The 24,365-nt window shown below is 40.7% G+C and carries 21 protein-coding genes; 14 read left to right on the top strand and 7 right to left on the bottom strand.

Annotation, left to right across the window (positions count from 1 at the left end):
* Nucleotides 1-117: 117 nt before the first annotated feature.
* Nucleotides 118-1,758 (bottom strand): pyruvate dehydrogenase complex dihydrolipoamide acetyltransferase, encoded by a 1,641-nt coding sequence (locus DFQ04_RS01625; RefSeq protein ID WP_133552033.1) that lies wholly within the window; start codon nt 1,756-1,758, stop codon nt 118-120.
* Nucleotides 1,759-1,872: 114 nt separating this feature from the next.
* On the opposite strand from DFQ04_RS01625, the gene DFQ04_RS01620 reads away from it, so the two are divergent.
* From DFQ04_RS01620 to DFQ04_RS01595, 6 genes are all read left to right on the top strand, one after another.
* The gene (locus DFQ04_RS01620) at nt 1,873-2,832 is read left to right on the top strand and encodes a YheT family hydrolase (RefSeq protein ID WP_133552031.1); all 960 of its coding nucleotides are present in this window, start codon (nt 1,873-1,875) and stop codon (nt 2,830-2,832) included.
* 29 nt (nt 2,833-2,861) lie between these two features.
* Nucleotides 2,862-3,560, top strand: a complete 699-nt coding sequence (locus DFQ04_RS01615) for an SOS response-associated peptidase (protein WP_133552029.1) — start codon at nt 2,862-2,864, stop codon at nt 3,558-3,560.
* Between the two features lie 99 nt (nt 3,561-3,659).
* The gene (locus tag DFQ04_RS01610) at nt 3,660-4,658 is read left to right on the top strand and encodes a 3-oxoacyl-ACP synthase III family protein (protein ID WP_133552027.1); all 999 of its coding nucleotides are present in this window, start codon (nt 3,660-3,662) and stop codon (nt 4,656-4,658) included.
* Nucleotide 4,659: 1 nt separating this feature from the next.
* Nucleotides 4,660-5,235 carry a hypothetical protein gene (locus tag DFQ04_RS01605; protein WP_133552025.1) on the top strand — a complete coding sequence of 192 codons (576 nt, stop codon included), beginning with the start codon at nt 4,660-4,662 and terminating at the stop codon, nt 5,233-5,235.
* A gap of 98 nt (nt 5,236-5,333) precedes the next feature.
* Nucleotides 5,334-6,902 (top strand): toxin-antitoxin system YwqK family antitoxin, encoded by a 1,569-nt coding sequence (locus DFQ04_RS01600; RefSeq protein ID WP_133552023.1) that lies wholly within the window; start codon nt 5,334-5,336, stop codon nt 6,900-6,902.
* A 64-nt stretch (nt 6,903-6,966) separates the two neighbouring features.
* On the top strand, nt 6,967-7,131 hold the full coding sequence (locus DFQ04_RS01595) for a Lacal_2735 family protein (protein ID WP_133552022.1): 165 nt from the start codon (nt 6,967-6,969) through the stop codon (nt 7,129-7,131).
* A 200-nt stretch (nt 7,132-7,331) separates the two neighbouring features.
* Here the strand turns inward: DFQ04_RS01595 and DFQ04_RS01590 are convergent, their stop codons facing one another.
* A complete protein-coding gene (locus DFQ04_RS01590; protein WP_133552021.1) occupies nt 7,332-7,850 on the bottom strand; it encodes a cupin domain-containing protein in 519 nt (172 codons plus the stop codon).
* Between the two features lie 203 nt (nt 7,851-8,053).
* Between DFQ04_RS01590 and DFQ04_RS01585 the strand changes: the two genes are divergently transcribed.
* Entirely contained in the window at nt 8,054-9,292 is a 1,239-nt protein-coding gene (locus DFQ04_RS01585; protein WP_133552020.1) for an ROK family transcriptional regulator, read from the top strand.
* A gap of 73 nt (nt 9,293-9,365) precedes the next feature.
* Here the strand turns inward: DFQ04_RS01585 and DFQ04_RS01580 are convergent, their stop codons facing one another.
* On the bottom strand, nt 9,366-10,523 hold the full coding sequence (locus DFQ04_RS01580; RefSeq protein ID WP_133552019.1) for a glycoside hydrolase family 18 protein: 1,158 nt from the start codon (nt 10,521-10,523) through the stop codon (nt 9,366-9,368).
* Nucleotides 10,524-10,715: 192 nt separating this feature from the next.
* Nucleotides 10,716-12,878 carry a glutamine synthetase III family protein gene (locus DFQ04_RS01575; RefSeq protein WP_133552018.1) on the bottom strand — a complete coding sequence of 721 codons (2,163 nt, stop codon included), beginning with the start codon at nt 12,876-12,878 and terminating at the stop codon, nt 10,716-10,718.
* A 233-nt stretch (nt 12,879-13,111) separates the two neighbouring features.
* On the opposite strand from DFQ04_RS01575, the gene mtaB reads away from it, so the two are divergent.
* Nucleotides 13,112-14,431, top strand: coding sequence for a tRNA (N(6)-L-threonylcarbamoyladenosine(37)-C(2))-methylthiotransferase MtaB (gene mtaB / locus DFQ04_RS01570; RefSeq protein ID WP_133552017.1), 1,320 nt, complete (start codon nt 13,112-13,114; stop codon nt 14,429-14,431).
* Between the two features lie 19 nt (nt 14,432-14,450).
* Here mtaB and DFQ04_RS01565 read toward each other — a convergent pair whose 3' ends face one another.
* Nucleotides 14,451-14,744, bottom strand: a complete 294-nt coding sequence (locus tag DFQ04_RS01565) for a type II toxin-antitoxin system RelE/ParE family toxin (protein WP_133552016.1) — start codon at nt 14,742-14,744, stop codon at nt 14,451-14,453.
* Nucleotides 14,744-14,968 carry a hypothetical protein gene (locus tag DFQ04_RS01560; protein ID WP_208110497.1) on the bottom strand — a complete coding sequence of 75 codons (225 nt, stop codon included), beginning with the start codon at nt 14,966-14,968 and terminating at the stop codon, nt 14,744-14,746. The genes DFQ04_RS01565 and DFQ04_RS01560 overlap by 1 nt, the downstream gene beginning before the upstream one ends.
* A gap of 113 nt (nt 14,969-15,081) precedes the next feature.
* Between DFQ04_RS01560 and DFQ04_RS01555 the strand changes: the two genes are divergently transcribed.
* The 6 genes from DFQ04_RS01555 to DFQ04_RS01530 all read left to right on the top strand — a co-directional run bounded on the left by DFQ04_RS01555 (nt 15,082) and on the right by DFQ04_RS01530 (nt 23,254).
* Nucleotides 15,082-17,094 (top strand): alpha amylase C-terminal domain-containing protein, encoded by a 2,013-nt coding sequence (locus DFQ04_RS01555; protein WP_243739612.1) that lies wholly within the window; start codon nt 15,082-15,084, stop codon nt 17,092-17,094.
* Nucleotides 17,095-17,181: 87 nt separating this feature from the next.
* Nucleotides 17,182-18,171 (top strand): hypothetical protein, encoded by a 990-nt coding sequence (locus DFQ04_RS01550; RefSeq protein ID WP_133552015.1) that lies wholly within the window; start codon nt 17,182-17,184, stop codon nt 18,169-18,171.
* 296 nt (nt 18,172-18,467) lie between these two features.
* Nucleotides 18,468-20,213 (top strand): glycoside hydrolase family 13 protein, encoded by a 1,746-nt coding sequence (locus DFQ04_RS01545; RefSeq protein ID WP_133552013.1) that lies wholly within the window; start codon nt 18,468-18,470, stop codon nt 20,211-20,213.
* Nucleotides 20,214-20,254: 41 nt separating this feature from the next.
* Nucleotides 20,255-21,970 (top strand): amidohydrolase, encoded by a 1,716-nt coding sequence (locus DFQ04_RS01540; protein WP_133552011.1) that lies wholly within the window; start codon nt 20,255-20,257, stop codon nt 21,968-21,970.
* A gap of 30 nt (nt 21,971-22,000) precedes the next feature.
* Nucleotides 22,001-22,876, top strand: a complete 876-nt coding sequence (locus tag DFQ04_RS01535; RefSeq protein WP_133552009.1) for an ATP-grasp domain-containing protein — start codon at nt 22,001-22,003, stop codon at nt 22,874-22,876.
* A gap of 21 nt (nt 22,877-22,897) precedes the next feature.
* Entirely contained in the window at nt 22,898-23,254 is a 357-nt protein-coding gene (locus DFQ04_RS01530; protein WP_133552007.1) for a bleomycin resistance protein, read from the top strand.
* Between the two features lie 29 nt (nt 23,255-23,283).
* Here DFQ04_RS01530 and DFQ04_RS01525 read toward each other — a convergent pair whose 3' ends face one another.
* A complete protein-coding gene (locus tag DFQ04_RS01525; protein WP_133552005.1) occupies nt 23,284-24,357 on the bottom strand; it encodes an acyl-CoA dehydrogenase family protein in 1,074 nt (357 codons plus the stop codon).
* Nucleotides 24,358-24,365: the final 8 nt, after the last annotated feature.

Here is a 24,365-nt window from a genome sequence, read left to right as displayed (position 1 = left end):
AGATTTTGGTCTGAAGGAAGTTTTTCAAGTAATAAAAACTCCAATTCCACCTTTTCTACCAATAACCATACAAAAGCAAAAAGTCCTATCGAAACAGGACTTTTTGACAGATAAATTTTAGATCAATATTCTGACTGGATCTTCAAGAAGACCTTTCAAGGTCAAAAGGAAGGCGGAGCCAACAGCTCCATCCACTACCCTATGGTCGCATGACAAGGTCACTTTCATGATATTGCCAATTTTCATTTGACCGTCCTTCACGATAACAGTTTCCTTAATCCCTCCTACAGCAAGAATACAAGCATCTGGTGGATTGATGATAGCGGTAAACTCATCGATTCCAAACATGCCTAGGTTAGAAATGGTGAAAGTATTTCCTTCCCAATCCTTTGGCTGAAGCTCTTTATTTTTGGCTTTTCCTCCCAAAGTTTTGGCTTGATTAGAAATTTGAGATAAAGACAAGCTGTCTGCAAAACGGATCACAGGAACCAAAAGGCCTTCTTCCACTGCAACAGCCATTCCGATATGGATATGATCGTTGTATCTGATTTTATCTCCCAACCAGCTAGAATTCACCTTTGGATGCTGGCGCAAAGCAGCAGCGGCCGCCTTGATCACCATATCATTAAATGAAATTTTCACCGGAGAAATCTCATTCATGCTCTTACGTGCTTCGATGGCTTTGTCCATGTTGATTTCCATGGTCAAATAGAAGTGTGGAGCTCCGAATTTACTTTCAGCCAATCGCTTCGCGATGGTTTTTCTCATTTGAGAAACTTTCTCTTCTCTGAAGCTTTCCTGGCCCAGAGCAGGAGCGGTAGCTCCGGCAGTAGTGGCTACAGCGGCAGCAGGAGCTGCGGCAGGTACAAAATTCTCAACGTCTCGCTTAACAATTCTTCCTCCTTCACCAGAACCTGCAACCTGACGAATGTCTAGGCCTTTTTCCTCTGCAATTTTCTTTGCCAAAGGAGAAGCTTTTACTCTCTCTCCATTGGAAATTGCAGGTGCAGAAGCTGCAGTTGGAGCAGGAGCTGCTGCAGGCTTAGTTTCTGTTTTTGCTTCAGGAGTCGGTACTGCAGGAGTTTCAGCAGGAGCTGATTCGGATCCTCCTGATTCATGAGCTTTCAACAGCGTCTGATAATCGGCGCCTTTTTCACCGATCACAGCAATTACTCCATCCACTGGGATGCTATTACCAGCTTCGACACCTATATATAATAGAACTCCATCTTCGTAAGATTCGAGTTCCATTGTAGCTTTATCAGTTTCAACTTCGGCAATGATTTCACCCGCTTTCACTGAATCACCAACTTTCTTCAACCAAGTAGCGATAGTCCCTTCCTGCATCGTATCACTCATCTTAGGCATGGTGACTACTGTAGCATTGATGGAAGAAGTATCAATTTTTTCTGCTGGAGCAGAAGCTTTGGCAGGCTCAGCTGCTTTTGGTTCTTCTTTTTTAGGCTCCTCAGTTTTTGGTGCGGAGGAAGATCCATTCAACAAATGCTGAAAATCTTCTCCTTTTTCACCGATTATTGCGATCACTCCATTCACAGGAACAGAGTCTTTTTCTTGTACTCCGATATATAAAAGCACACCCTCTTCGTAGGATTCCAGCTCCATGGTAGCTTTGTCGGTTTCCACTTCAGCCAGGATATCACCCGGTTTGACAGTATCTCCCACTTTTTTCAACCAAGCAGCGATTACACCTTCTTCCATGGTGTCGCTCATTTTTGGCATTCTTATAATTTCGGCCATAGGTAATTTTCGAGCTTGTTCGTTTTTTTTAAAGTGTCCAAAAATAGTTTTTAAAAACGCTTTATTCAAATTTATATCTTCTAATTTGACAAGTCCTTTTAGGTCTAGTAGAACATGCCTATCATTCAGCAGTCAACATACAAACGCCCAAAATGGTTGTTTAACGGGCATTTAGAAACCATTTATCCCGCTCTATTCCGAAAAGTTGATTTTCAAAAACCTGAACGTGAGCGAATAAGTACTCCGGACGGAGATTTTTTGGATTTGGATTGGTACAAAAATCATAAGCCCAAACTTGTTCTGATCAGTCATGGATTGGAGGGAAATAGCTCCCGACCTTATATAATGGGGATGGTTAGGGAATTTGTTCAAAATGGCTTTGATGCCCTAGCCTGGAACTATAGAGGCTGTGGAGATGAATTAAACAATAAACCGATTTTCTACCATAGCGGGGCGACCTATGATCTGGACACGGTGATAAGCCACGCGCTAAAATCCTATGAGGAAATATATTTAGTGGGTTTTAGTCTGGGCGGGAACCTCACCTTGAAGTATCTTGGAGAAAAGAAAAATAGCCTACCCCAAATCAAAAAGGCTGTTGCAATTTCAGTCCCATTGGATTTGGGTAAGTCCTGCGACAAAATCTCAAGCGGTGAAAATATTTTGTATTCAAAGCGTTTTCTTTCAACACTCAAGGAGAAGGTGGTCAGGAAATCAATGCTTTTCCCAGAAGAAATCACCCCTCAAAAATTAGAAAAAGTAAAAACACTTCGGGATTTCGACGACGTCTTTACAGGTCCATTGCATGGCTTCCAAGATGCCCAAGAGTACTATGAGGTCAATTCCTCTCTGCAATTTTTGGATCAAATAGAAGTCCCTGCACTGGTTTTAAATGCCATCAATGACCCCTTCCTGAGTGATACCTGCTTCCCATATTCTTTGGCAAAAAAGTTGGAAACCGTCTTCTTTGAATTCCCAAAACATGGAGGACATGTGGGCTTTTCTTCAGGAGGCAATGAAAAAAGCTACTATTCTGAGCGTAGGGCAGTTGAATTTATAACTCATGATCTCTAACTTCCCAACAAATCTAGGATCCCCTTATCATGTGCGGAAGATATTCCCTGAGTAAAAGTAAAATTGACCTGGAAGAGCGCTTTCAGGCAGAGATGTTGGCTGACTTCAAACCCAGATACAACATCGCCCCTACCCAACTAGTCCCTGTCATTACTTCTGATAGTCCCAAGGGATTTTCCTTTTTTTATTGGGGAATCACTCCAGATTTTGGTCAAAATAAGCCTGTTTCCCAGAAACTGATCAATGCCAAAGCGGAAACGGTTCATGAAAAAATTTCCTTCAAAAGTTCTTTTGAAAGAAGAAGATGTCTTGTGCCAGCCGATGGTTTTTTTGAATGGAAAAGGCTGGGCAAAAAGACTAAAATCCCAAATCGGTTTACTCTTCGAGATGATAGCCTTTTCTCTTTTGCAGGGATTTGGGAAGAATACGAAGGGCTTTCTGGGGAGGTGCAGCATACATTTTTGATTCTTACCACCACTCCAAATGAACTGGTGGAAGAGGTTCACGACCGTATGCCGGTGATTTTATCCAGAGAAAATGAAAAAAAATGGCTAGACAAATACACCAGTGAGGCAGAACTCCTGAATATGCTAAAGCCCTACCCTGTAGAATTAATGGTAAGCTATCCAGTTTCTCCATTGGTAAATTCCGTCCAAAATGATTCTCCTGGAATTATTCGAAAAACTTCTCCGATGGACCAATTTGGAAACTACACCCTCTTTGGCTAAGTAAGACTCCAAGCTTTTTTCTTTTTTGTAGGAATGCCATCTTGTTCCGATATTGGCAGTCCCAAAAATTTCTTTGCATTCAGATAAACCCAAATACTGATGAAAAAATCCAGAATACTTGGCGCTGGTCATTATGTCCCTGAGAGAATAGTAACCAATGAGGAACTCTCTCAGATGATGAATACCAACAATGAATGGATTGTAGAAAGAACTGGAATTCAGGAGAGAAGATGGTTTACACCGGGAGTTGACACAGTAACCAACATGTCTGCCAAAGCTTCTCGAATGGCGCTTGAGCGGGCTCAAGTGGATCCAAAAGAGATTGATTTCATTGTTTTTGCAACGATTACGGCTGATTACTTTTTACCCGGAAACGGGGTTCTTTTGCAAAGAGAGCTAGGGTTAACTTCCATCGGTGCCTTGGATATTAGAAATGCCTGCTCGGGTTTTATCTATGCCTTATCAGTAGCAGACCAGTTTATCAAAACCGGGATGTATAAAAAAATCCTTGTCGTCGGAGCCGAAATCCAATCTTCAGCTTTAGATAAAAGTGATGAAGGAAGATCAAGTGCCGTAATTTTCGCAGATGGTGCCGGTGCTGTGGTATTAGGAGCAGTGGATTCTGATCAACCCGGAATTTTGAGTACCCATTTACATTCCGAAGGTTCCCATGCTGAGGAATTGTATTGTATAGCTCCCAGCTCTAGCGGGAAAGTTAGAATTTCTCAAGAAATGATTGATCGAGGAGATTTCTTCCTTAAAATGAATGGAAATGCTGTGTTCAAACACGCTGTAGTTAGATTCATGGAAGTAATCAAGGAAGCCCTCGACTTTAATGGGATGAAAAAAGAGGATATTGATCTTCTTGTCCCTCACCAAGCTAACCTGAGAATCAGCCAATACATCCAGCAGAAACTTCAGCTTCCTGATGAGAAGGTGTTCAATAACATCATGTATTTGGGAAATACTACTGCTGGAACTATTCCAATCGCCTTATCCCAAGCTTGGGAACAAGGAAGAATAAAAGAAGGTGATTTGTTATGCCTCGCGGCTTTTGGATCAGGATTCACTTGGGCCTCGGCGCTATTGAGATGGTAAAATGACTGATCCCCATCAGCGGCTAGATTTAAACTTATGGCTGGATCAGGAATTGATCAAGCGACAAAACAAGCTTAAAGCAGGTTTTCTGCAAGTATTGGAGGGGGTTGCCAATTCATTCTCAAACGAAACACTTTCTCAAATTCATCAAAATTCAAAAGGAAAGAAGATTTCAAAAGGAAGTGACTTGGTAGGATTTCCCTATCAAGTTCTGGATATGATCAGGGATTTTACTCTGACTTCTGGATGTGATATACGAATTTTTAATTGGTTTGGTCATGGAATGTTTCTGATGCTAATTCATGGCTCGGAATTCAGCCTGGACTCAAATAAGCTTATCCAAAGTGGTTTTGAGTTTTCTTTGACCGATTCCCCTTGGGATTATCCAGAGTTGATTTTGGAAAAAAGACACACTTCCGATGAAAATCAGATTATTTTTCAGGAGGGAGTTTTAAATCTCTGGTTCAAACCGCTTATCCCCGTATACGATTTGGAAAGCAGTATTCGTTTGGTAGCTGGAGAGGTTGAAAATCTCTTGGATATTCTAAAACTTTCATCCCAAACAAAAAGGAATTAACTTAATTTTAAACTGAAGATTGTTTCCTTCGTAAACGTAGGGCAAAGCATTCTTCCCCTGGAAATTTTCCTGGAACTCTTATCCGAAACCGAAGACCAATGAAATACCTACTTCCGGTAGCCTTTCTCCTACTTTTCAATTCAGCTTTCGCCCAAGAATCCCAATTGGTTCGTCAGTTTAATTCTGACTCAACCATAATGGGTACCGGTGTTGTAGAAAAAAACCAACGCACAGGTTTATGGAAATTTTATAATCCCAAGACCAATACCTTGATTTCTGAAGGAATTTTTAGAAATGGAAAAAAGGACGGGACGTGGAATTCTTTTTATCCTTCAGGAAAGCCAAAAGAAACAGCTGAATATCGGGATGGAAAACTCTTCGGACCAGCAAAATATTATGACGAAGACGGAGCCCTGAAAAAGGAAATGATTTTTCAAGACAGTGTTTTAGTCGGAAAATACATTGAATATTATGGCAAAACCGGTGTTCCCAACTATGTCACCCCAAAGCAAGTAAGAGTTGACGGACAATATGATAAAGGCCAAAAAACAGGTCAATGGGTTACTTATTTTGAATTTGGAGAAGTTGCAATCAATGAATTTTATATCGATGGCTTGAGGGAAGGTCCTTACTTAGAGTATGATCCAGAAGGCACAGTTGTAACTGAGGCATTTGCTACAAAAGGTCAATTCAATGGATCTTTCAAGACTTATTCACTTCCCAATGTCCCATTGGAAGTAGGTAATTATAAAAATGGAGTAAAAGTCGGCGAATGGAAAAGATATTTTCCGGGTACCAGAATTGTAGAAGCCGAAGAGTATTATTCTGACAATGGTAATCGAACTGGGCAATGGAAATATTATTATCAATCTGGTCGAATAGCTAGAATTGAAACCTACGAAAACAATATTGCAGTAGGCACCTGGGAAGAATATTTCCCAAACAAAGCATTGGCTAAGCGAAAATCTTTTGAGCTAGGTGTGCCAGTAGGTGAATATTTAGAATACCACGACTCGGGAGATCTATCTGTGCGAGGACAGTATGAGGGTGGAGCCAAGAGCGGCCTATGGAAAAGTTATTACCCAGACGGGCAATTATTCTCGATCGGTGAATATAAAAATGACCTGAAAACTGGACTTTGGAAATACTTCAATAAGATAGGAATCCTAATCGCTGAGGGTAAATACATTTTGGGTATGGAAGACGGGCAGTGGGTTTACTACTACGATGGAGGCCAACTCAAATCAGTAGGTTCTTTCAAATTGGGAGAAGAAGATGGAATCTGGGGTCTTTTTTATGACAACAAGCAGCTAACTCAAGAAGAATTTTGGGATAATGGCAGGCTTACCAATGTGGGAGACTATTTTTCTTATGATGGAAAAACCCAGCTTGAGAAAGGTTCTCTCAAAGACGGAAATGGAGTAAGAATAACTTATTACGTCACAGGACAAAAGGAATCAGAGGGCAATTATAGATCAGGAAAACCTGATGGACTTTGGGTGTTTTACCATGAAAATGGAAAGAAAGCCTCCGAAGGTGCCATGATCGACGGAAAGAAGGAAGGGCCTTGGAGATATTACAATACATCAGGAAGGCTTGAAGATTTGATCAATTATCAGAAAGACGAGGTTGTGGCTAATTCTAACTCTTCCTTGATCAGAAATTAACCTAAACGGTCTTTCATCATTCCAAACAATGCAAATCAGGAGCAGTTATACCTAAAAAAAGATCATGTTTGGACTATTCAAAAAGAAAACCGAAAAAGAAAAGCTTCAAGAAGCTTATGCAAAAAAGCTTTCCGAAGCTCATAAAGTTTCACATGTAAACAGAACCCAATCGGACAAATTAATGGCCGAAGCTGAGGAAATAGCCAAGAAAATTGAAAGCTTGAATTAATCCAAAAATGTATTTCAAAATATCTAATTCATTTTTTGAATATAAATATTTGGATTTTAGATATTTAAAGGTATATTAGATGACACTTTTTAACCTAGTCCGCAGACGTTTATAAACAAAACAAGTTTATTTTAAGGGTGATTGAGCTACGGACAATATTCTAAACTTTTGAAAACTCGGGCTTGACACCCCGAGTTTTTTTATTTTCTAGCAAAATCATCTTGGACCCGAACGATATCCTCTTCATCCGATGGATTTTCAGGGTCAATGTGCATCCAAATCTCGGCTACTATCCCCCAGTTGTTATCACCAATCAATCGATGTCTTTCACCTTGTGCCAGGCGAATTACCTTCCCTATTTCCATGACTTGTTTTGGTGTTTCAACATCATTTGGACTAATGGCAATCGAAGACTCGCCAAAGATTAGTTTCCAAATTTCGGCCCTTCTGTGGTGATATTGCCAAGAAAGCCTCTTTCCTGGACCTACAATCAGAATTTTAGGACTTAATTTCAAACTCAACTGCTCTTTGGAAAGCTCTACTTCCGGAAAGAACTTTTCCCTAAAGGCTCCAATTTGAGTTTCATCAATCACATAAAAGCCGCCCCATGGTCTGTTCTTATCGAAAGAAACTATTTCGATACCTGCCTGTTGAAGGTACTCCTCAACGACGTTAAAAACTTCTTCTTTTGAAAAACCAGAATCTACTAAAATACTCATTCAAACAATTTTTCCCCAAACTTAATACATGATCTGATTTTTACCCTAAGTATTCAAACCAAAAAAATCTTTTCTAAAAGAGGATTTATCTAATCAAGAAATTTATTTTCAAGGGCTAAACTTTAATTTATTATTCGATTTTTTTCAGGAAGTACTTTTTTGAAGGATAAAATTTCGCTTATTTGAGGCAATTCTTGAATTTTATGAACCTAATTAACCCTAAAGAGGAAATTTCTAAAATGGATGGCGTGGTAGAAATCAAAAGCTACCTCAACAAAATAAAAATCATTAAGAATCTTTACCTCAAAGGTGCCAATACCGCCAGCGAAATCTGCAATGAAGTTGGGATATCCCTTCCCACAGTTAATAGCCTTCTTTCTGACTTAATGAGTTCTGGAGAGGTCATCAAACAAGGACGAGCGGAATCTCAAGGAGGAAGAAAGCCGGATTTATACCGATTGGCCTCGGACGCTTTTTACGTGCTTTCAGTTGATCTTTCTAAGTACAACATTCACTTGGCCTTATATTCCTGCAATCATGAATTGGCCTATGAGAAGCAAAGCCATAAAATCAACTTGAATAACGAGAAAGAGACTTTTGACGAAGTCTGTGATAAAATTGATGCATACCTTTCGAAAACCGGAATTCCTTCAGAAAAAATTATTGCCATAGGATTTTCAATGCCCGGTCTGGTGGACTCTATTGGTGGGGTCAATTATACCTATTTAAGATTTGGGAAAAAGACACTTTTAGAAAATCTCGAAGCAAGATTCAAAAAGAAAATTTTCTTGGAAAACGACGCTAGAGCGATGACTTTAGCAGAATTCAAATTTGGTGCTGAGGATACTCACAAGAATGTATTGGGGCTTTTTATTGGCTGGGGAATCGGATTGGGAATCATCATAGATGGAAAAATCTACCAAGGAAGCTCGGGATTTGCAGGGGAGTTTTCACATTCTCCAATTTTTGAATCCAGAGACGTAACCTGCACCTGTGGAAAAAAAGGCTGTCTGGAAGCAGTAGCCTCAGGTACGGCAATTGTAAGAATGGCCGAGGAAGCCATCCAACTAGATAAAGACAGTATTTTGGCAAGAATGGTCAGAGACCATAGCGGGGAGTTAGATCCGGAATTGGTGGTTGAAGCCGCACTAGCAGGAGATCAAAGAGCGATAACAATTCTTTCAGAGGCGGGACTAGACCTAGGCAGAGGAATTTCCATGCTCATCCAATTGCTCAATCCTGAACTAATTATCATCGGAGGTTCAGTTGCGGAAGCCAATCAATACTTGATCACACCAATTCAGCAGGCACTCAATATTTACAGCATGGCCAAATCAAGGGAAAAAACCCAGTTGGCATTGTATAAATTAGGAAAAGACGTCGGTCTACTTGGGGGTGTCGCAGTCGTGAATGAGAAGCTCTTCGAAGATGTCTTAAATTAATATTGAGGTCTGACCTCAGCAGATTTCGAACTCTTTAAAATTCTAAATAAACCAATCCCAAATCCTTTTTCAGTCACGCTCCGGGAACCTTTTCGGTTATTCTGGGTGTGTATTCCATCCCTGGATTTAAGCCTTCGAATAAGGTTTTCAGAAGTAATCGGGTATTATCCTCGCTCATTTCCCAAAACATCCCTCCTTTGAGGCCTTTTTCTCTTATGTAATCGGTTTTCTTTTTTACAGATTCTGGGTCCTCATAGGTAATCCAAGTTGAATCCTGTGCCGCAAAAAGATAAGGAGCCTGAGCTTTTTCATCCCAAAATCTCTTGTATTTGGAAGTCATGGTCAAAGCATAAATCTGATGATAAGGCAATCCCATTGCGTATTCTCCTTTTTGAAAAAGCCCATTCTGCTCTGGATTAACTTTTTTCCACATTCTTCCATAAAAAGGAATTCCTAAAACCAACTTTTCTGCAGGCACACCAAATTCTATTTGTTCCTCAACCGCAGTAGCAGCTGAAGTTTTCTTATTTCCGTTTGGATAAAGGTTAGCATGATGACCAGTCTCTTCATCTCCTGCTGTATAAAAATCATAGGCCATAATATTGATAAAATCGAGGTACTTCTGGGCTTCCGCAAGATTATTGACCTCCAAATATCTCCTAAATCCCCCAGAAGCAATCGTAGTCAAATAATGAGTGTCGGTGACCATCCCCAAAGAATCCAATGCTTCCCGAAAGCTTTTTAGCATTAGGACAAAGTTTTCTTTATCCTCTGGCCTGTAAGGATTATTGTCCCCCTGCATGGCAGGATATTCCCAGTCAAAATCCAGTCCATTCAGATTATGATTAATCAGGTATTCCAACCCAGATTGCGTAAGTTTTTTCCTACCTTCTTCAGTAGCCACGGCATCTGAAAAACCTTTGGAATGTGTCCACCCACCAATAGAAACCAAAATTTTTATCGCTGGATTTCGCTCTTTCAAGGTTTGCAACTTGATAAAATTCAGGCTATCCCGTTCCGCATCCTTTGGATTCATCGGAGCAATTCTTCCCGTACTGTCCACATGGGCAAAAGCATAATTCACATGGGTAATTCTTTCTGCCGGGATATGCTTTTCGCGGATATTTTTCCATCCTGCCACATAGGCTACAATGACTTTTTGGCCATCGTCTGACTTCTTTTGGCCACAGGAAAATAAAACTACAAGCAGGATCGGGAATAAGTATTTCATAGGATTTTAATTCTGGTCAAAGTTAAAAAAAGAGCTAAGCCGAGCGGTAAAGCCAAAGTTATATCTCCAAAGATTTTGTTAAAACTGAACTGATTTTGGGCGATAACGCAATAAATTCTCTCCATTGAAATGAAAATGCATTAAAAAAGCCACTTGGAAATCCAAGTGGCTTGTGTTTATAAGCTTTTCCGATTAGCGGATAAATAGCATTTCGCGATACTTCACCAAAGGCCAGCTTTCGTCGTCAACCAAAAGCTCAAGTTTGTCAACTGCATATCGGATTTTGTCGAAGTAAGCTTCCTTCACTTCTTTCTGATATCCTTTAGCACGCTTTACGACATCATCTTCCTTGTTGAGTTTCTTTCTTGCCTCGGTCATTGCCGTTACATCTGACTTCAAAGACTCAATATGCTTAGACAATTCCTTGATAGTATCTACAGCAGCAGAGTGATCCAAGCCAAGTCCTTTCAAACCGTTTGCGTTTTGAATCACCTTGTTTTGATAAAGGATAGCGGTAGGAATGATATGATTCAAAGCCAAATCACCCATTACACGGCTTTCGATCTGAACCTTCTTAATAAACTCTTCCAACATGATTTCATGTCTGGCATGAACTTCAATCGCATTAAGTACATTATGACGCTCGAAAAGCTCCTTAGTAGCTTTCTTCGCATAAACGTCCAAAGCTTCTGGAGTAGACTTCAGGTTAGAAAGTCCTCTTTTTGCTGCTTCTTTTTCCCACTCTTCAGAGTAGCCATCACCTTCGAATCTGATTTTCTTAGATTCCTTAATGTACTTTCTCAAAACGTTTACTATGGCAATTTTCTTTTCCTTGCCAGCACTCATTTCCTTCTCGATGTCCTTTGCCATTGTTTTCAAAACATCAGCAACGATTACGTTCAGGGTGGTCATTGGTCCTCCACAGTTTGCAGAAGATCCTACTGCTCGGAATTCGAACTTGTTTCCGGTGAAGGCAAAAGGAGAAGTTCTGTTTCTATCGGTATTGTCTAGGATGATTTCTGGGATCTTGGAGATACCCAATTTCATATACATGTTATCACCCTTCTCGATTTTCACGTTTCCGTTCTTTTCCAACTCATCCAAAAGCTCTGTTAAAGTAGCTCCCAAGAAAGTTGACATAATTGCTGGAGGGGCTTCATTCGCACCCAAACGGAAATCGTTAGAAGCTGAAGCTATACTTGCTCTTAACAAATCAGCGTGATCGTGTACTGCTTTAACTGTACCAACCAAAAATGCCAAAAACTGAAGATTTTCTCTAGCTGAATTGCTTGGCTGGAAAAGATTCACACCTGTATCGGTGATCAAAGACCAGTTGTTGTGCTTACCTGAACCGTTTACTCCGGCGAATGGCTTTTCATGGAACAAAACTTTCAAGCCATGCTTGTCAGCAACTTTATCCATTACATCCATCAACAATTGGTTGTGGTCAATTGCCTTGTTAATTTCTTCGAAAATTGGAGCTACTTCAAACTGACCCGGAGCCACTTCATTGTGACGAGTTGAAACTGGAATACCTAATTTATGAGCCTCGATTTCGAAGTCCATCATGAAATCTTTTACTCGGGTAGGAATTGATCCAAAATAATGGTCTTCTAGCTGCTGTCCTCTAGCTGGGGTATGTCCATAAACTGATCTTCCTGACATCACCAAATCAGGCCTTGCATTGTAAAGCGCCTTATCTACCACGAAATATTCTTGCTCCACCCCTAAAGAAGGATTCACCTTTCTGACATTTCTGTCAAACAATTGGCAAATCTCCACTGCCGCATTACTTATTGCTTCCATGGATTTCAACAATGGAGTCTTGTAATCCAAAGCCTCACCAGTGTAGGACACAAAGATGGTAGGGATACAAAGAGTCTTTTCGAAGATGAAAATCGGAGAAGAAGGATCCCAAGCAGTATATCCTCTAGCCTCAAAAGTAGAACGGATACCTCCATTTGGGAATGAAGAAGCATCTGGCTCCTGCTGAACTAGTGCAGAACCCTTGAATTTCTCCATACCGGCATACATGTCAAAGAATGAGTCATGCTTCTCAGCTGTAGACCCTGTCAATGGCTGAAACCAGTGGGTGTAATGCGTTACGCCTTTAGAAATGGCCCAAATTTTTACAGCAGATGCAATTTCCTCTGCAGTTGCCGGATCGATCTTGGAGCCTTTATCGATCGCTTCCATTACTTTTTTGTAAACGGAAGGTGCTAAAGATTGCTTCATTTGAGCTGGACCAAAAACGTTAGTCCCGAAGTAATCTGAAATCTTAAAAGAAGGAGCGGTAACTGACACTCGCTGTCTCGCCTGAACCATCGCCAGGGCTTGCTGTCTTAGTGTTGCCATATCTACAATGTGTGGTTTAAGAATACACCCACAAAAATAGAAAAATATGTACTCGAAAAAGATATTCAGCCTTTTTTGAACTCATTTTTTGAAAAATTTCCACTTTTTTCAAAAAAACATGTCCTTTTTATAGGCAAAACCTGAAAAAAAGTGTGTTTTGATCCCTAAAATTGGAAAATTGAAAAAAGCTGGGGAATACTTACCTTTGCAAAATCATCCTTCTTTCCAGATTTGTGAAAAAAGTTGCCTTCTATACCCTCGGTTGCAAGCTGAATTTTTCAGAAACATCTACTATCAGTAGACAATTTGAAGAAAAAGGCTACCAGAAAGTCGATTTTCAGGAAAATCCCGACATTTTCATCATCAACACCTGCTCAGTAACCGAGAATGCTGACAAGAAGTGTAAAAAGATCGTAAAAGAGGCAAAAAAGATTTCCCCCAACTCTTACGTCGCGATAATTGGTTGCTATGCTCAGTTAAAACCAACCGAAATCTCAGAAATCGAAGGGGTAGATGCGGTATTAGGCGCAGCTGAAAAATTCAGATTACATGAGCTCCTGGGAGATTTTGCTAAAGAACAGGAGGCAAAAGTACTGGCTAGCGAAATCACCGAAGCTAAATCCTTCAACAACGCCTACTCTATTAATGACAGAACCCGGACTTTTCTGAAAGTCCAAGATGGCTGTAATTATGGATGTGCTTTTTGTACAATCCCTTTAGCTAGAGGAAAAAGCCGAAGCAATACCATTGAATCAGTTTTGGCTTCAGCTAGAGAAATCGCAGCGACTGACGTAAAAGAAATCGTCCTGACTGGGGTAAATATCGGTGACTTTGGAATTGTAGAAGGAAAAAGAAACGAGCGATTTGCAGATTTGGTATTTGCTCTCGACGAAGTGGAAGGGATAGATCGATTCAGAATTTCCTCCATCGAGCCGAACTTGCTGACTAATGAGATCATTGAATTTGTCTCTACCTCCAAGCGTTTTGTACCTCATTTTCACATCCCTCTTCAATCGGGTTCCAATACCATTTTGAGAAGGATGGGCCGTAGATATCTTCGGGAGCTTTACGAGGACAGGGTTTCCAAAATCAAAACCTTGATGCCTCATGCATGTATCGGTGTGGATGTAATAGTGGGTTTTCCTGGGGAAACGGATGAACTTTTTCTCGAAACCTACAACTTCCTGAACGAACTGGACATTTCCTATCTCCACGTTTTCACCTATTCCGAACGAGCTAATACAAGAGCAATGGAAATGGATGGGGTCGTTCCCATGAAAAAGCGAAATGAGCGATCCAAAATGTTGCGCATTCTTTCTGAGAAAAAAAGAAGAAAGTTTTACGAAGAAAATCTAGGCAAAACTTTCAGCGTCCTTTTTGAAGAAGATGTAGAAAATGGAAAAATGCACGGCTTCACCGAAAACTATATTCGGGTAGCTGCCAAGTATGACCCGATGCTAATCAACGAATTAAAAACCGTTCATCTTGATCAAATCAATGAATCAGGGAATGTAGAAGTTTTGGAGCCGGAGATGGTGTATGAAAAACATTAGCCAAGAATCCTGAGCTATTTTATGCATTTCTCCATTTCCCTGGATTCGCAGAAGTTGAAAGAACGCCAAAGACATAGACACGGTTTCCTTCTATTTTAAAATGAATGGAAACTGGGAATTTTTTCAAAAAGGCAAACCGGAAATTTTGGTGATGAAATTGGTACCCCTTGGGCTCTAAAATTACTTTTTCAAATTTTTCTTCCAGATCACTTAAAAAATATTCTCCCAAACCGGGAACTTTTGACTCATACCATTCAAAAATATCCCGAATATCAGTTTCTGCTTCGGGTTTGATGATCAATGAATACTTCATTAATTTTTCTTAGAAATCCGATTTTTTACTTCAATCCAACTAGAACCAGCTTCAGGATTTTTTAAATGAACCGAATATCGTCTTTCTAATTCAGCAACCTGTTCAGGATTCATATCCAAAACTTTCTCCGAAGGACTCAAAATATTGAAAATCAATTCAAGAACATCCTGATTAGCTTTTTCAATTAATGCATGTATTTCTTCTTTGAGGTCAGCGGAGCCCATAGTAGTTTTTTACTAAAGTTAGAGAAAATTCACTTTTTTGATAAGCTTCCTAGAGGTCCACGTTAAAAAGTGTTTATTTTTCCTAATTTCAACAATCTCAAAATTACTTTTTCGTGAGCCAAAATCAATTACCTATTCTCCTAGATGAAGCCTGGCTAGAGCCTTATGCATCGGTCATCCAAAAGCGCTACGATCAGTTCCAATCCGCTATTCGGGCTATCAATGACTATTCTGGAAGTATCCTGGAGTTTGCCAGAATGCACGAATATTACGGAGTCCATTTTGATAAAATAAGAAATGGATGGGTCTATCGGGAATGGGCGCCGAATGCCAAGGCTCTTTTCCTGATGGGCGACTTCAACTGGTGGGATAGAAATTCTCATCCTCTTCGTAAAAACCATCGGGGCGATTGGGAGATTTTTCTTCCTTTCGAGCAATACCAAAATACCTTCATCCATGAGAGCAAAATCAAAGTTCGGGTTATCGGAGCCAATGATACAGACCTAGATCGCATCCCAGCCTACATCACACGGGTAGTGCAAGACGAAAAAACCCATGACTTCGCCGGGCAACTTTGGTTTCCCAAAAAAGAATTCAAATGGACTGACCAAGAATTCTCCTTGAAAAAAGCCGCTGAAATGCCCCTGATCTACGAATGTCATGTAGGCATGGCTCAGGAAAAACTAGGAGTAGGTACCTACAAGGAATTCGAGGAAAAAATCCTCCCCAGAATCAAAGCAGGTGGTTACAATGCCATTCAGATGATGGCTGTGATGGAGCATCCTTATTACGGTTCCTTTGGCTATCACGTGTCCAACTTTTTTGCTCCCTCCTCTCGATTTGGAACTCCAGAGGAATTAAAGTCCCTGATCAACACTGCTCACCAAATGGGCATCGCCGTGATCATGGATATTGTGCATTCCCATGCAGTGAAAAATGTCAATGAAGGGCTGAATGAATTTGACGGGACGGACGACCTCTATTTCCATCCCGGAGAAAGAGGCTACCATGAGGGATGGGATTCCAAGCTTTTCAATTATGGAAAATGGGAAGTCCAACAATTCCTACTTTCCAATATTCGCTATTGGTTGGAGGAATTTCATTTCGACGGGTTCCGGTTTGACGGGGCCACTTCCATGTTGTATCACCATCATGGGCATACTTCTTTCGATTCTGCTGAGAAATATTTCGATTCGGGAATAGATGAAGATGCATTGTTGTATTTCCAATTGGCAAACACCCTGATTCATGGCCTAAAGCCTCATGCCCTCTCCATTGCCGAAGAGGTCAGCGGAATGCCTGGACTTTGCAGGTCGGTGGCTGATGGGGGAATCGGTTTTGATTTCAGGTTGGCAATGGGGATTCCGGATTTTTGGATCAAAACCCTCAAGCACAAACTGGATGAGCAATGGGATATGTTTGAGCTTTGGCATGAGCTGACTAATAGACCTAAGAAAGAAAAATCAATCGCCTATGCAGAAAGCCATGATCAGGCGCTAGTCGGGGATAAAAGCATTGCCTTTTGGCTGATGGACAAGGAAATGTACTTTTCCATGTCTGTGCTGGAGCAAAACCTGGTCGTAGACCGGGGAATTGCTTTACACAAAATGATCCGGATGATTACCATTTCCCTGGGTGGTGAAGGCTACCTCAATTTTATCGGGAATGAATTCGGACATCCAGAATGGGTGGATTTCCCTCGCTTGGGAAATGACTGGAGCTACCAATACGCCAGACGTCAATGGTCCTTGGTAGATACTCCTCACCTTCGCTACCAGCAACTGGATGCCTGGGACAAGGCAATGATCCAACTCTGCAAAAATTACAATATCCTCTCGGCTCCACCAGCAAATCAGCTCCATCTGGATCCTGACAAAAAAATCCTAGCCTATGAGCGAGGTGGGCTGATTTTTATCTTCTCCTTCCATCCTACCGAATCCATTTTCGGCTTCCCAATCCGGGTTCCTGAGGCAGGAACATACCACTTGGTACTCCAGTCTGATGAAAAGAAGTATGGAGGATTTGATCGTCTGGATCAACAAATCGCCTACCCTACGGATAAGGATCAACAAATCCATCTCTATATACCAAACAGGGTAGTGATGGTAATGGAAAGGAAGAAGTAAAAAGTATAAAAGGTACACAAATGCAACCAAATTAAGCAAGTAGGCGGAAAAAAGGTATATTAATAAACAAGTTAGCAGCAAGAAAAAATGAAAACACTCCCAATATTTATAATCATCTCAGTTTTGGTGATTTCATGTAAAGAAAGGCCAACCTTCCAATTTGAAACTACCTCTGACAGACTAACCGAAATAATAGAATGGAAGAATAAAATACTAGTAAAAGACAACATCGGGACTTTACATTCTATAGAAGGAGAATCACTTGAGAAGTTTAATTTTGATAATATTGAAAGCATCAGCAAGTGCAAAAATGAACACTATATATTAAAAGTTCCTAATGATTCAACATTCATCATCACAAGACCTGACAATTCTGAATGGCTTGTAAGTAATAAAACTGGTTTTGAATCAAAATATTTCACTATACGTACAAATGAAAAATGTGAAATACTATTAGAGTATGGAATGATTGCTTTTAAGATTCAAGAAGAAACCTTTATTGATATGAATAAAGTTTATGGATTTAAAAATATTGCGCTCAATATCTCCGATAAATTTGGCTATTTTGAAAACTTCATCTTTTTAACAAAATACGCAGACTATTTTAATGGAGGACTTTTGATTTCGTACCTAGATAGTGATAGTAATAAATATAGTTTACCAAATGATAGTAAGGTTAGGGATTTTACAATCCACAATGATGAACTATGGCTAGCAACTGGGTTCTTTGAATCTAATGAAGGTAGAAAAATCGTTGAAAAAAAGGTTTTAAAAATTAAACAAGGTAATATTGAAGAAGTGCTTATAAAGGATATTCCAGATGATATGGACATAGCTTCAATATATTCCAACAATAGTTCAATATATTTTTTATCTGAGAATTTAGGTTTTTTTGAACTCAAAGACAGAAAACTAAACGAATTGATTTCAATTGACCTACGAAGCAGTAAAATTATTCCAGAAAGCTTTGTAGTAAAAGACAACTTAATATTCTTATCCACATTTGAGAATGGAATTTTACAATTTACCATGAAAGAGAATGACTTTGATATCAAACAAATTGTAAGAAGAGATTAATTGCCCAGCTGCTAACATCACCTTGGATACAGCGGGCGGTTCAGAGTAAATAGGAAAGTTCAGTATCTTTAAGATGTCAGGAGTAGGCTTGAAGAATACGGCTCCGAATGCCCGCCGTCTCCAAGCTGAATCCCGTTAAGTAATCCACTTCCCAGATTTTTTTATCCCTTCTCCAAAATTCCTCAAAACAGCTTATCCTAATCCTTTTTCTTTTACCCCAATCCAAGTCATTTGCATACTTTTCAGGAGTATTTTTTAAGTTGCAATTGATCATGCACAATTCCCTATTTACCCCTATGAAAAACCTGCTCCCTATTTTCTTAGCCTTTCTTTTCCTGAACCTTATTGCCTGTGAACCCAAAAAGCCTGCACCTGAAAAGGATAACTTGGAAGGCAAAGCTTGGTGGAAGGAAGGGGTCTTATACCAGATCTACCCGCAAAGCTTCAAGGACACGGATGGGGATGGATATGGGGACTTTAAGGGAGTTATCGAAAAACTGGATTATCTGGAAAGTTTGGGAATTACCATGGTTTGGATGAATCCTTTTTTTGAATCTCCCATGGTAGACAATGGCTACGATGTGAGCGACTATAGAGGGATTAATCCTCGATATGGGACTATGGAAGATTTTCAGGCCATGTTAGACGGAATGCATGCCCGTGGAATCAAGTTTGTTTTGGACGTGGTGGTAAATCACAGCAGCGATCAGCACGATTGGTTTTTGCAGAGCCGAAGTTCAAGGGACAATCCGTATCGGGACTATTATCACTGGTGGCCGGCAGAAAAAGGAACACCGCCTTACCGACATAGTTTGTTTGATCCAGAAGGCGCTTGGGAATACGATTCCCTGACCAATGCTTTTTATCTCCACACTTTCGCGGAACAGCAGCCAGACTTGAACTGGGAGAATCCCAAAGTGCGTCAAGAGGTTTATGACATCATGAAATTTTGGGCCGAAAAAGGCGTGGACGGCTTCCGAATGGATGCTTTTCAGTTTGCCAGCAAGGATACCACATGGCCGGAATTCCCCGAAGGGCATGAAAAGGATTTCATTAAATGGTATGGCATGCGTCCCCAATTGCATGAATACCTGAAGGAAATGTATGCCGAAGTCATCGAACCTTACGGAGTTTTTGCGGTGGCTGAAGGCGCAGGAAGCACCTTTCAGGATGCCCATGACTTAGTCGATGCAGATCGAAAAGAACTCCAGATGGCCTACCATTTTGAAACAGTAGACCTATCCCGAACTCCAGAAGGATATGATTTGGCAGATTTCAAAAATGTCTTTTCCAAATGGGATAGTGCCTTTGCAGAAAAAGGCTGGATTTCCATTTTCCTGTCCAATCATGACAATGCCCGGATGGTCAATCGCTTTGCCAATCCAGATCCGAAATTTATAACTCCTTCGACTCAACTCATCAATACCTTCCTGATGAGTATGCGAGGTACCCCTTTTACCTATTATGGAGACGAAATCGGGATGACGAATATCGATATGCCAACGATTGAGGAATATGTGGACGTGGAAGCTTTGGGAAAATACCAAGCGGCAAAATCCTCAGGTCAGGATATGGAGGAATTTATGCAGATACTCAATTACAATTCCCGTGAAAATGGACGTACTCCCATGCAGTGGGATGCTACTCTCCAAGCTGGCTTTACCACAGGTACACCTTGGATGCGCGTGAATCCGAATTACACAGAAATCAATGTTTCAGCTCAAGATCAGGATCCAACTAGTATCCTAAATCACTTCCGGAAAATGACGAAGGTGAGAAAGGAAAACCCTGCCCTTGTCTATGGCAAATACGAATTGGTGCAAAAAGAGCATCCGGATATTTATGCTTTTACCAGAAAGGGAGAAGGACAAAACTTGATGGTGATATTGAATTTTTCCAAAAATTCATCCTCCATAAAATTGGATCAACTTCCCACTGAATCCAATTTGATCATCAATAATTATTCAGATGTTAATGTGAATGACCAAGACATGTCCTTGAATCTGAAACCTTATCAGGCCTTGATTTTTTCTTTTGATTGATTGAGGAATAACTTAACTTTTAAAGAGAAAACCATTTAAAAATGAGAGCTATAAACTTTTTACTAGTCTTAGGAAGTATCCTAATCTTCTCCTGTCAACCTCCCTCCGAGGAATCCAATGAATCCATCGCCACCATGTATTTCGGGGGAGATATCCTTACGATGGAGGGAAATTTACCCCAATATGCTGAAGCCTTGGTGGAGAAGGACGGAAAAATCCTTTTTGTAGGTTCCAGAGATGAGGCCATGAAACAGGCTGGAGCTGGGCATCAAATGGTGGATTTACAGGGCAAGACCCTGGTTCCAGGATTTATAGATGGGCATGCTCATTTTGGAAATTTCGGATTGCAAGCCATTGGAGCACTTTTGCTTGCTCCACCAGATGCAAATTGCAAGGATATTCCAACCTTGATTCAAATATTAAAAGACTGGAATACTCCTGAAAATCGAGCTTTGACGGGATGGATTTTCGGAACCGGTTTTGACGATTCGGTTTTGGAGGAAAAGCGTTTTCCTAACCGCCACGACCTGGATCAGGTAAGCACCGAATTCCCGATCATGATTACCCATATCTCTGGGCATTTTTCTGTGGTAAACAGTAAAGGTTTAGAAATTCTTGGCATCACTTCTGAAACCCCAAATCCGGAAGGTGGGGTGATTCGAAGAGAAGCAGATGGCAAAACTCCCAATGGGGTTTTGGAAGAATTGGCAGCAATTCCCTATATGCTCAATGCTTTAATGCCCAAGGATCAGGAATCGGCTGATAAATTTTTCCAAGCAGGTCAGGACATGGCTCTTTCCTATGGGTACACTACAGCTCAAGAAGGTCGGGCAATGGATAATCACCAACTTCTGGCTGTCAATGCAGAAAGTGGAAAGTTGAAAATAGATGTGGTCAGTTACATTGATTACATGTTCGTGGATCAATACATGAGTAGTCCCTGGAACTCGAAAGATTACAACTCACACTACCGAATTGGAGGGATGAAAGTTACCCTTGACGGTTCTCCTCAGGGGCGAACTGCCTGGAGAACAAAACCTTACCTGATCCCTCCTGATGGACAAAACAAGGACTATCTGGGATATCCTGCCATTCCCAGTGATTCTACCGTTCAGGCAATTTTAGAAAAGGCCTTCAAAAATAACTGGCAAACGCTTATCCATGCCAATGGAGATGCTGCGATGGACCAGTTAATCCGTACCCTAAGACCCAATGTTGAAAAATATGGAAAAGGAGATCGCAGAAACACCTTGATACATGGCCAATATGTACGGGAAGATCAACTGGATGCTTTTAAAGAATTGGATGTGATTGCTTCTCTATTTCCTCTCCACACTTTTTATTGGGGAGATTGGCACAAGCAAATCATTGGAGATGAGTTGGGAAATAAGATCAGTCCAGTAAAAACGGCCTTAAATAAGGGATTAAAAGTTACCATTCATACCGATGCTCCGGTGGCTTTACCAAACCTGATGAGAGTAGTCTGGACTGCTGTGAATAGGACTTCAAGATCTGGAGCCATCATAGGAGAAAACGAAAGATTAACTCCATATGAAGCACTTCAGGCTATTACGATTTGGTCTGCTTACCAGCATTTTGAAGAAGATAAGAAGGGAAGTTTGAAAGAAGGAAAACTTGCCGACTTGGTGATTTTGGACAAAAATCCATTAAAGGTGGAGCCGGACGCTATAAAAGAAATTCAGGTCGAGGAAACAATCAAAGAAGGAAAAACTATATTTAAGCGTCAGTCGAATTAAGCCAAAACCCTTTCCCCCTCATGTCCTTTTATGCCAGCATGTGCTTTCCTCTCCATCTCCAATACCGAAGGTTGGTTTATTGACGATGACCTAGTTCATCCCTATCTCGAAGACTTGGGTTGGACAGTGCAAAACATCCCCTGGAATCAAGAAACTGATTGGGACAAGTTTGATTTGGTGGTGATCCGGAGCCCTTGGGATTACCAAAATCATTTGGTGGATTTTCTGAGAGTTCTAGACCGGATTAACCGATCCAAAGCCCTTCTTTTGAACCCGATAGAATTGGTTCATTGGAACATCAACAAAAGCTACCTATTTGAACTCCAGGCCAAAGGAGTGGAATTGGTGCCGACGATCAAGCCATCCATTTTGCAACTTTCAGATATAAGAAATGCCTTCGAAAAATTCCAAACGGATGAATTAATTGTGAAGCCTCAAATCGGAGCCAATGCAGATGATACATTTAGGCTAAGCAAAACCAGAGAAGCCGATTGGGGTAAAGTCTTGCCTTTCTTCCAAAATAAAGTGGGCATGCTTCAGCCTTTTATGAATAGCGTGGTTGAGGAGGGTGAGTTTTCACTGATGTATTTCAATGGAAAACTGAGTCATACCATCCTCAAAACGGTTGGAAAGGGAGATTTTCGAGTTCAAGAAGAGCATGGCGGTGGGGTAATTCCTATTTCAAAACCTGAGCCGGCCCTTTTCGAAGCTGCTGAAAAAGCCATCCAAGCCCTCCCTCAGCAACCCTTTTATGCAAGGGTAGATTTAGTCCGAACTCCCCAAAACACCTTCGCGCTAATGGAATTGGAGTTAATTGAACCTTGCTTGTATTTTAGATTTGATCCGGATTCTCCAAAGGTTTTTGCAAAACTTTTAAATGAATTTTGGAAGGATTCTGAAAGCTAAACTTATCAAACTATTTGTGCTATGCTAACAGCTGTCAACCCCAAACTCCCAATGCGGGATAAAAAAATCACCCGGGACTTTTATGTGAACCTCCTTGGATTTAGGACCATGGGAAGTGGAAATTTTCCTGAATACCTGATGGTAGAAAAAGATCAGGTGGAAATTCATTTTTTCCTGTTTAAGGACTTGGACCCAAAGGAAAATTATGGGCAGATTTATATCCGTGTGAAAGGAATAGAAAAGCTCTACCAAGATTTTCTGGATCGAAAAGTCCCCATTCACCCTAAGGGACCTCTCCAATTGAAGCCATGGGGACAAAAGGAATTTTCAATTCTTGATCCAGATACCAATCTGATCACTTTCGGGGAGGCTGTTTAAACTTTAAAATTAGGATGCTCTTTTTCCGACTAAAAAGGAAAAATCAGCAAAGCATGTTGGCTTACCGTGTTAAAATCTCTCCAGACACGATTGAGTTCTGTTTCGGTTTTTGCAGCTTCCAAACCGGCAAAAGGATAGAGTTTACTGTTCACTTCCCGACTGGTTTGAGTCAATTTTCGACTTGACCTACTTACAGAATTTAGGGTCTTTCTGGAGATTTTTCCCTTCTTCTCCAATTCCTCCCAAGACCAATTCACCTCTTTGTAGAATCTTTCCTTGGCCTTTTCCAACCTGGATTTTGCCTTTTTCTCCTGTTTCTCAAAGTAATGCCGATGCTTTTTATCGTATCCTTTCGCCTCATTTCTTTTCCAGAATGTCATTGAAATTAAACGCTGAAGGTGCTGGGAAATCCCCAGAATATTCACAGCCAAGGTAGTCTCGGCAAATTGAAGAAAGGGATATTGAAAAACAGAATCGGTAAGTTTTGCATGCTTGGGAAGGATTTCAAAACAGCGATTGGAAGGAATACGGACTTTTTCAGCTTTAAAGGCATGGCTTCCAGTAGCGATCATTCCCATATAGCTCCAGCCGTCCAAAATTTCGACTTCGCTTCTTTTTAGAATAAAAGCCTTGATTACCGGATTTCCCTTTTTATCCAAAAGTGGTTTCCCATTTTCTAAAATCTCACAGTTAGCTGTCAAATGTGTGGAATGTAAAACCCCAGATGCATAGGTCCAATGCCCAGAAACTAGGTATTCATCTCCGATAAGATCAGCTTGTCCGCCGACAAATCCGCTTCCGGCTAGACAAACTTTCGGATCTGAGAACACTTCCTTTTGGAGAGATTCCTCTAAAAATCCCACAAACCAGCCCGCTCCAGCACAAAGAGTGACTGTCCAACCCAGACTACCATCCCATTCAGCCAGCTTTTCTTCCAAGTTTAAAGCTTCCGGAAGAGAAAGACCCAGCCCTTCAAGACTTTGGGGAACAAAAAGTTTAAACCATTTCTCTTGATATATTTCGGTTAACCAATCCTCAGGCAACCTTCCTGATTTCTCAGCTTCTTGAGCCTTTTCAGAAAAAAAAATTTCATTCCAATTCATATAGCAAG

The sequence above is a fragment of the Algoriphagus boseongensis genome (assembly GCF_004362805.1).
Taxonomy (GTDB): Bacteria; Bacteroidota; Bacteroidia; order Cytophagales; family Cyclobacteriaceae; genus Algoriphagus; species Algoriphagus boseongensis.
The sequence above is the reverse complement of the archived record's forward strand: the minus strand, read 5'-3'. Positions and strand labels throughout refer to the sequence as shown.

Coding starts and splice junctions, on each gene's coding strand:
- DFQ04_RS01575 (WP_133552018.1), bottom strand. CDS start 12,878: ATGGCAACACTAAGACAGCAAGCCCTGGCGATGGTTCAGGCGAGACAG.
- DFQ04_RS01610 (WP_133552027.1), top strand. CDS start 3,660: ATGAAAAAATCCAGAATACTTGGCGCTGGTCATTATGTCCCTGAGAGA.
- DFQ04_RS01625 (WP_133552033.1), bottom strand. CDS start 1,758: ATGGCCGAAATTATAAGAATGCCAAAAATGAGCGACACCATGGAAGAA.
- DFQ04_RS01580 (WP_133552019.1), bottom strand. CDS start 10,523: ATGAAATACTTATTCCCGATCCTGCTTGTAGTTTTATTTTCCTGTGGC.
- DFQ04_RS01565 (WP_133552016.1), bottom strand. CDS start 14,744: ATGAAGTATTCATTGATCATCAAACCCGAAGCAGAAACTGATATTCGG.
- DFQ04_RS01605 (WP_133552025.1), top strand. CDS start 4,660: ATGACTGATCCCCATCAGCGGCTAGATTTAAACTTATGGCTGGATCAG.
- DFQ04_RS01545 (WP_133552013.1), top strand. CDS start 18,468: ATGAAAAACCTGCTCCCTATTTTCTTAGCCTTTCTTTTCCTGAACCTT.
- DFQ04_RS01615 (WP_133552029.1), top strand. CDS start 2,862: ATGTGCGGAAGATATTCCCTGAGTAAAAGTAAAATTGACCTGGAAGAG.
- DFQ04_RS01620 (WP_133552031.1), top strand. CDS start 1,873: ATGCCTATCATTCAGCAGTCAACATACAAACGCCCAAAATGGTTGTTT.
- DFQ04_RS01540 (WP_133552011.1), top strand. CDS start 20,255: ATGAGAGCTATAAACTTTTTACTAGTCTTAGGAAGTATCCTAATCTTC.
- DFQ04_RS01595 (WP_133552022.1), top strand. CDS start 6,967: ATGTTTGGACTATTCAAAAAGAAAACCGAAAAAGAAAAGCTTCAAGAA.
- DFQ04_RS01585 (WP_133552020.1), top strand. CDS start 8,054: ATGAACCTAATTAACCCTAAAGAGGAAATTTCTAAAATGGATGGCGTG.
- DFQ04_RS01560 (WP_208110497.1), bottom strand. CDS start 14,968: ATGGGCTCCGCTGACCTCAAAGAAGAAATACATGCATTAATTGAAAAA.
- DFQ04_RS01600 (WP_133552023.1), top strand. CDS start 5,334: ATGAAATACCTACTTCCGGTAGCCTTTCTCCTACTTTTCAATTCAGCT.
- DFQ04_RS01535 (WP_133552009.1), top strand. CDS start 22,001: ATGCCAGCATGTGCTTTCCTCTCCATCTCCAATACCGAAGGTTGGTTT.
- DFQ04_RS01525 (WP_133552005.1), bottom strand. CDS start 24,357: ATGAATTGGAATGAAATTTTTTTTTCTGAAAAGGCTCAAGAAGCTGAG.
- DFQ04_RS01590 (WP_133552021.1), bottom strand. CDS start 7,850: ATGAGTATTTTAGTAGATTCTGGTTTTTCAAAAGAAGAAGTTTTTAAC.
- DFQ04_RS01550 (WP_133552015.1), top strand. CDS start 17,182: ATGAAAACACTCCCAATATTTATAATCATCTCAGTTTTGGTGATTTCA.
- DFQ04_RS01530 (WP_133552007.1), top strand. CDS start 22,898: ATGCTAACAGCTGTCAACCCCAAACTCCCAATGCGGGATAAAAAAATC.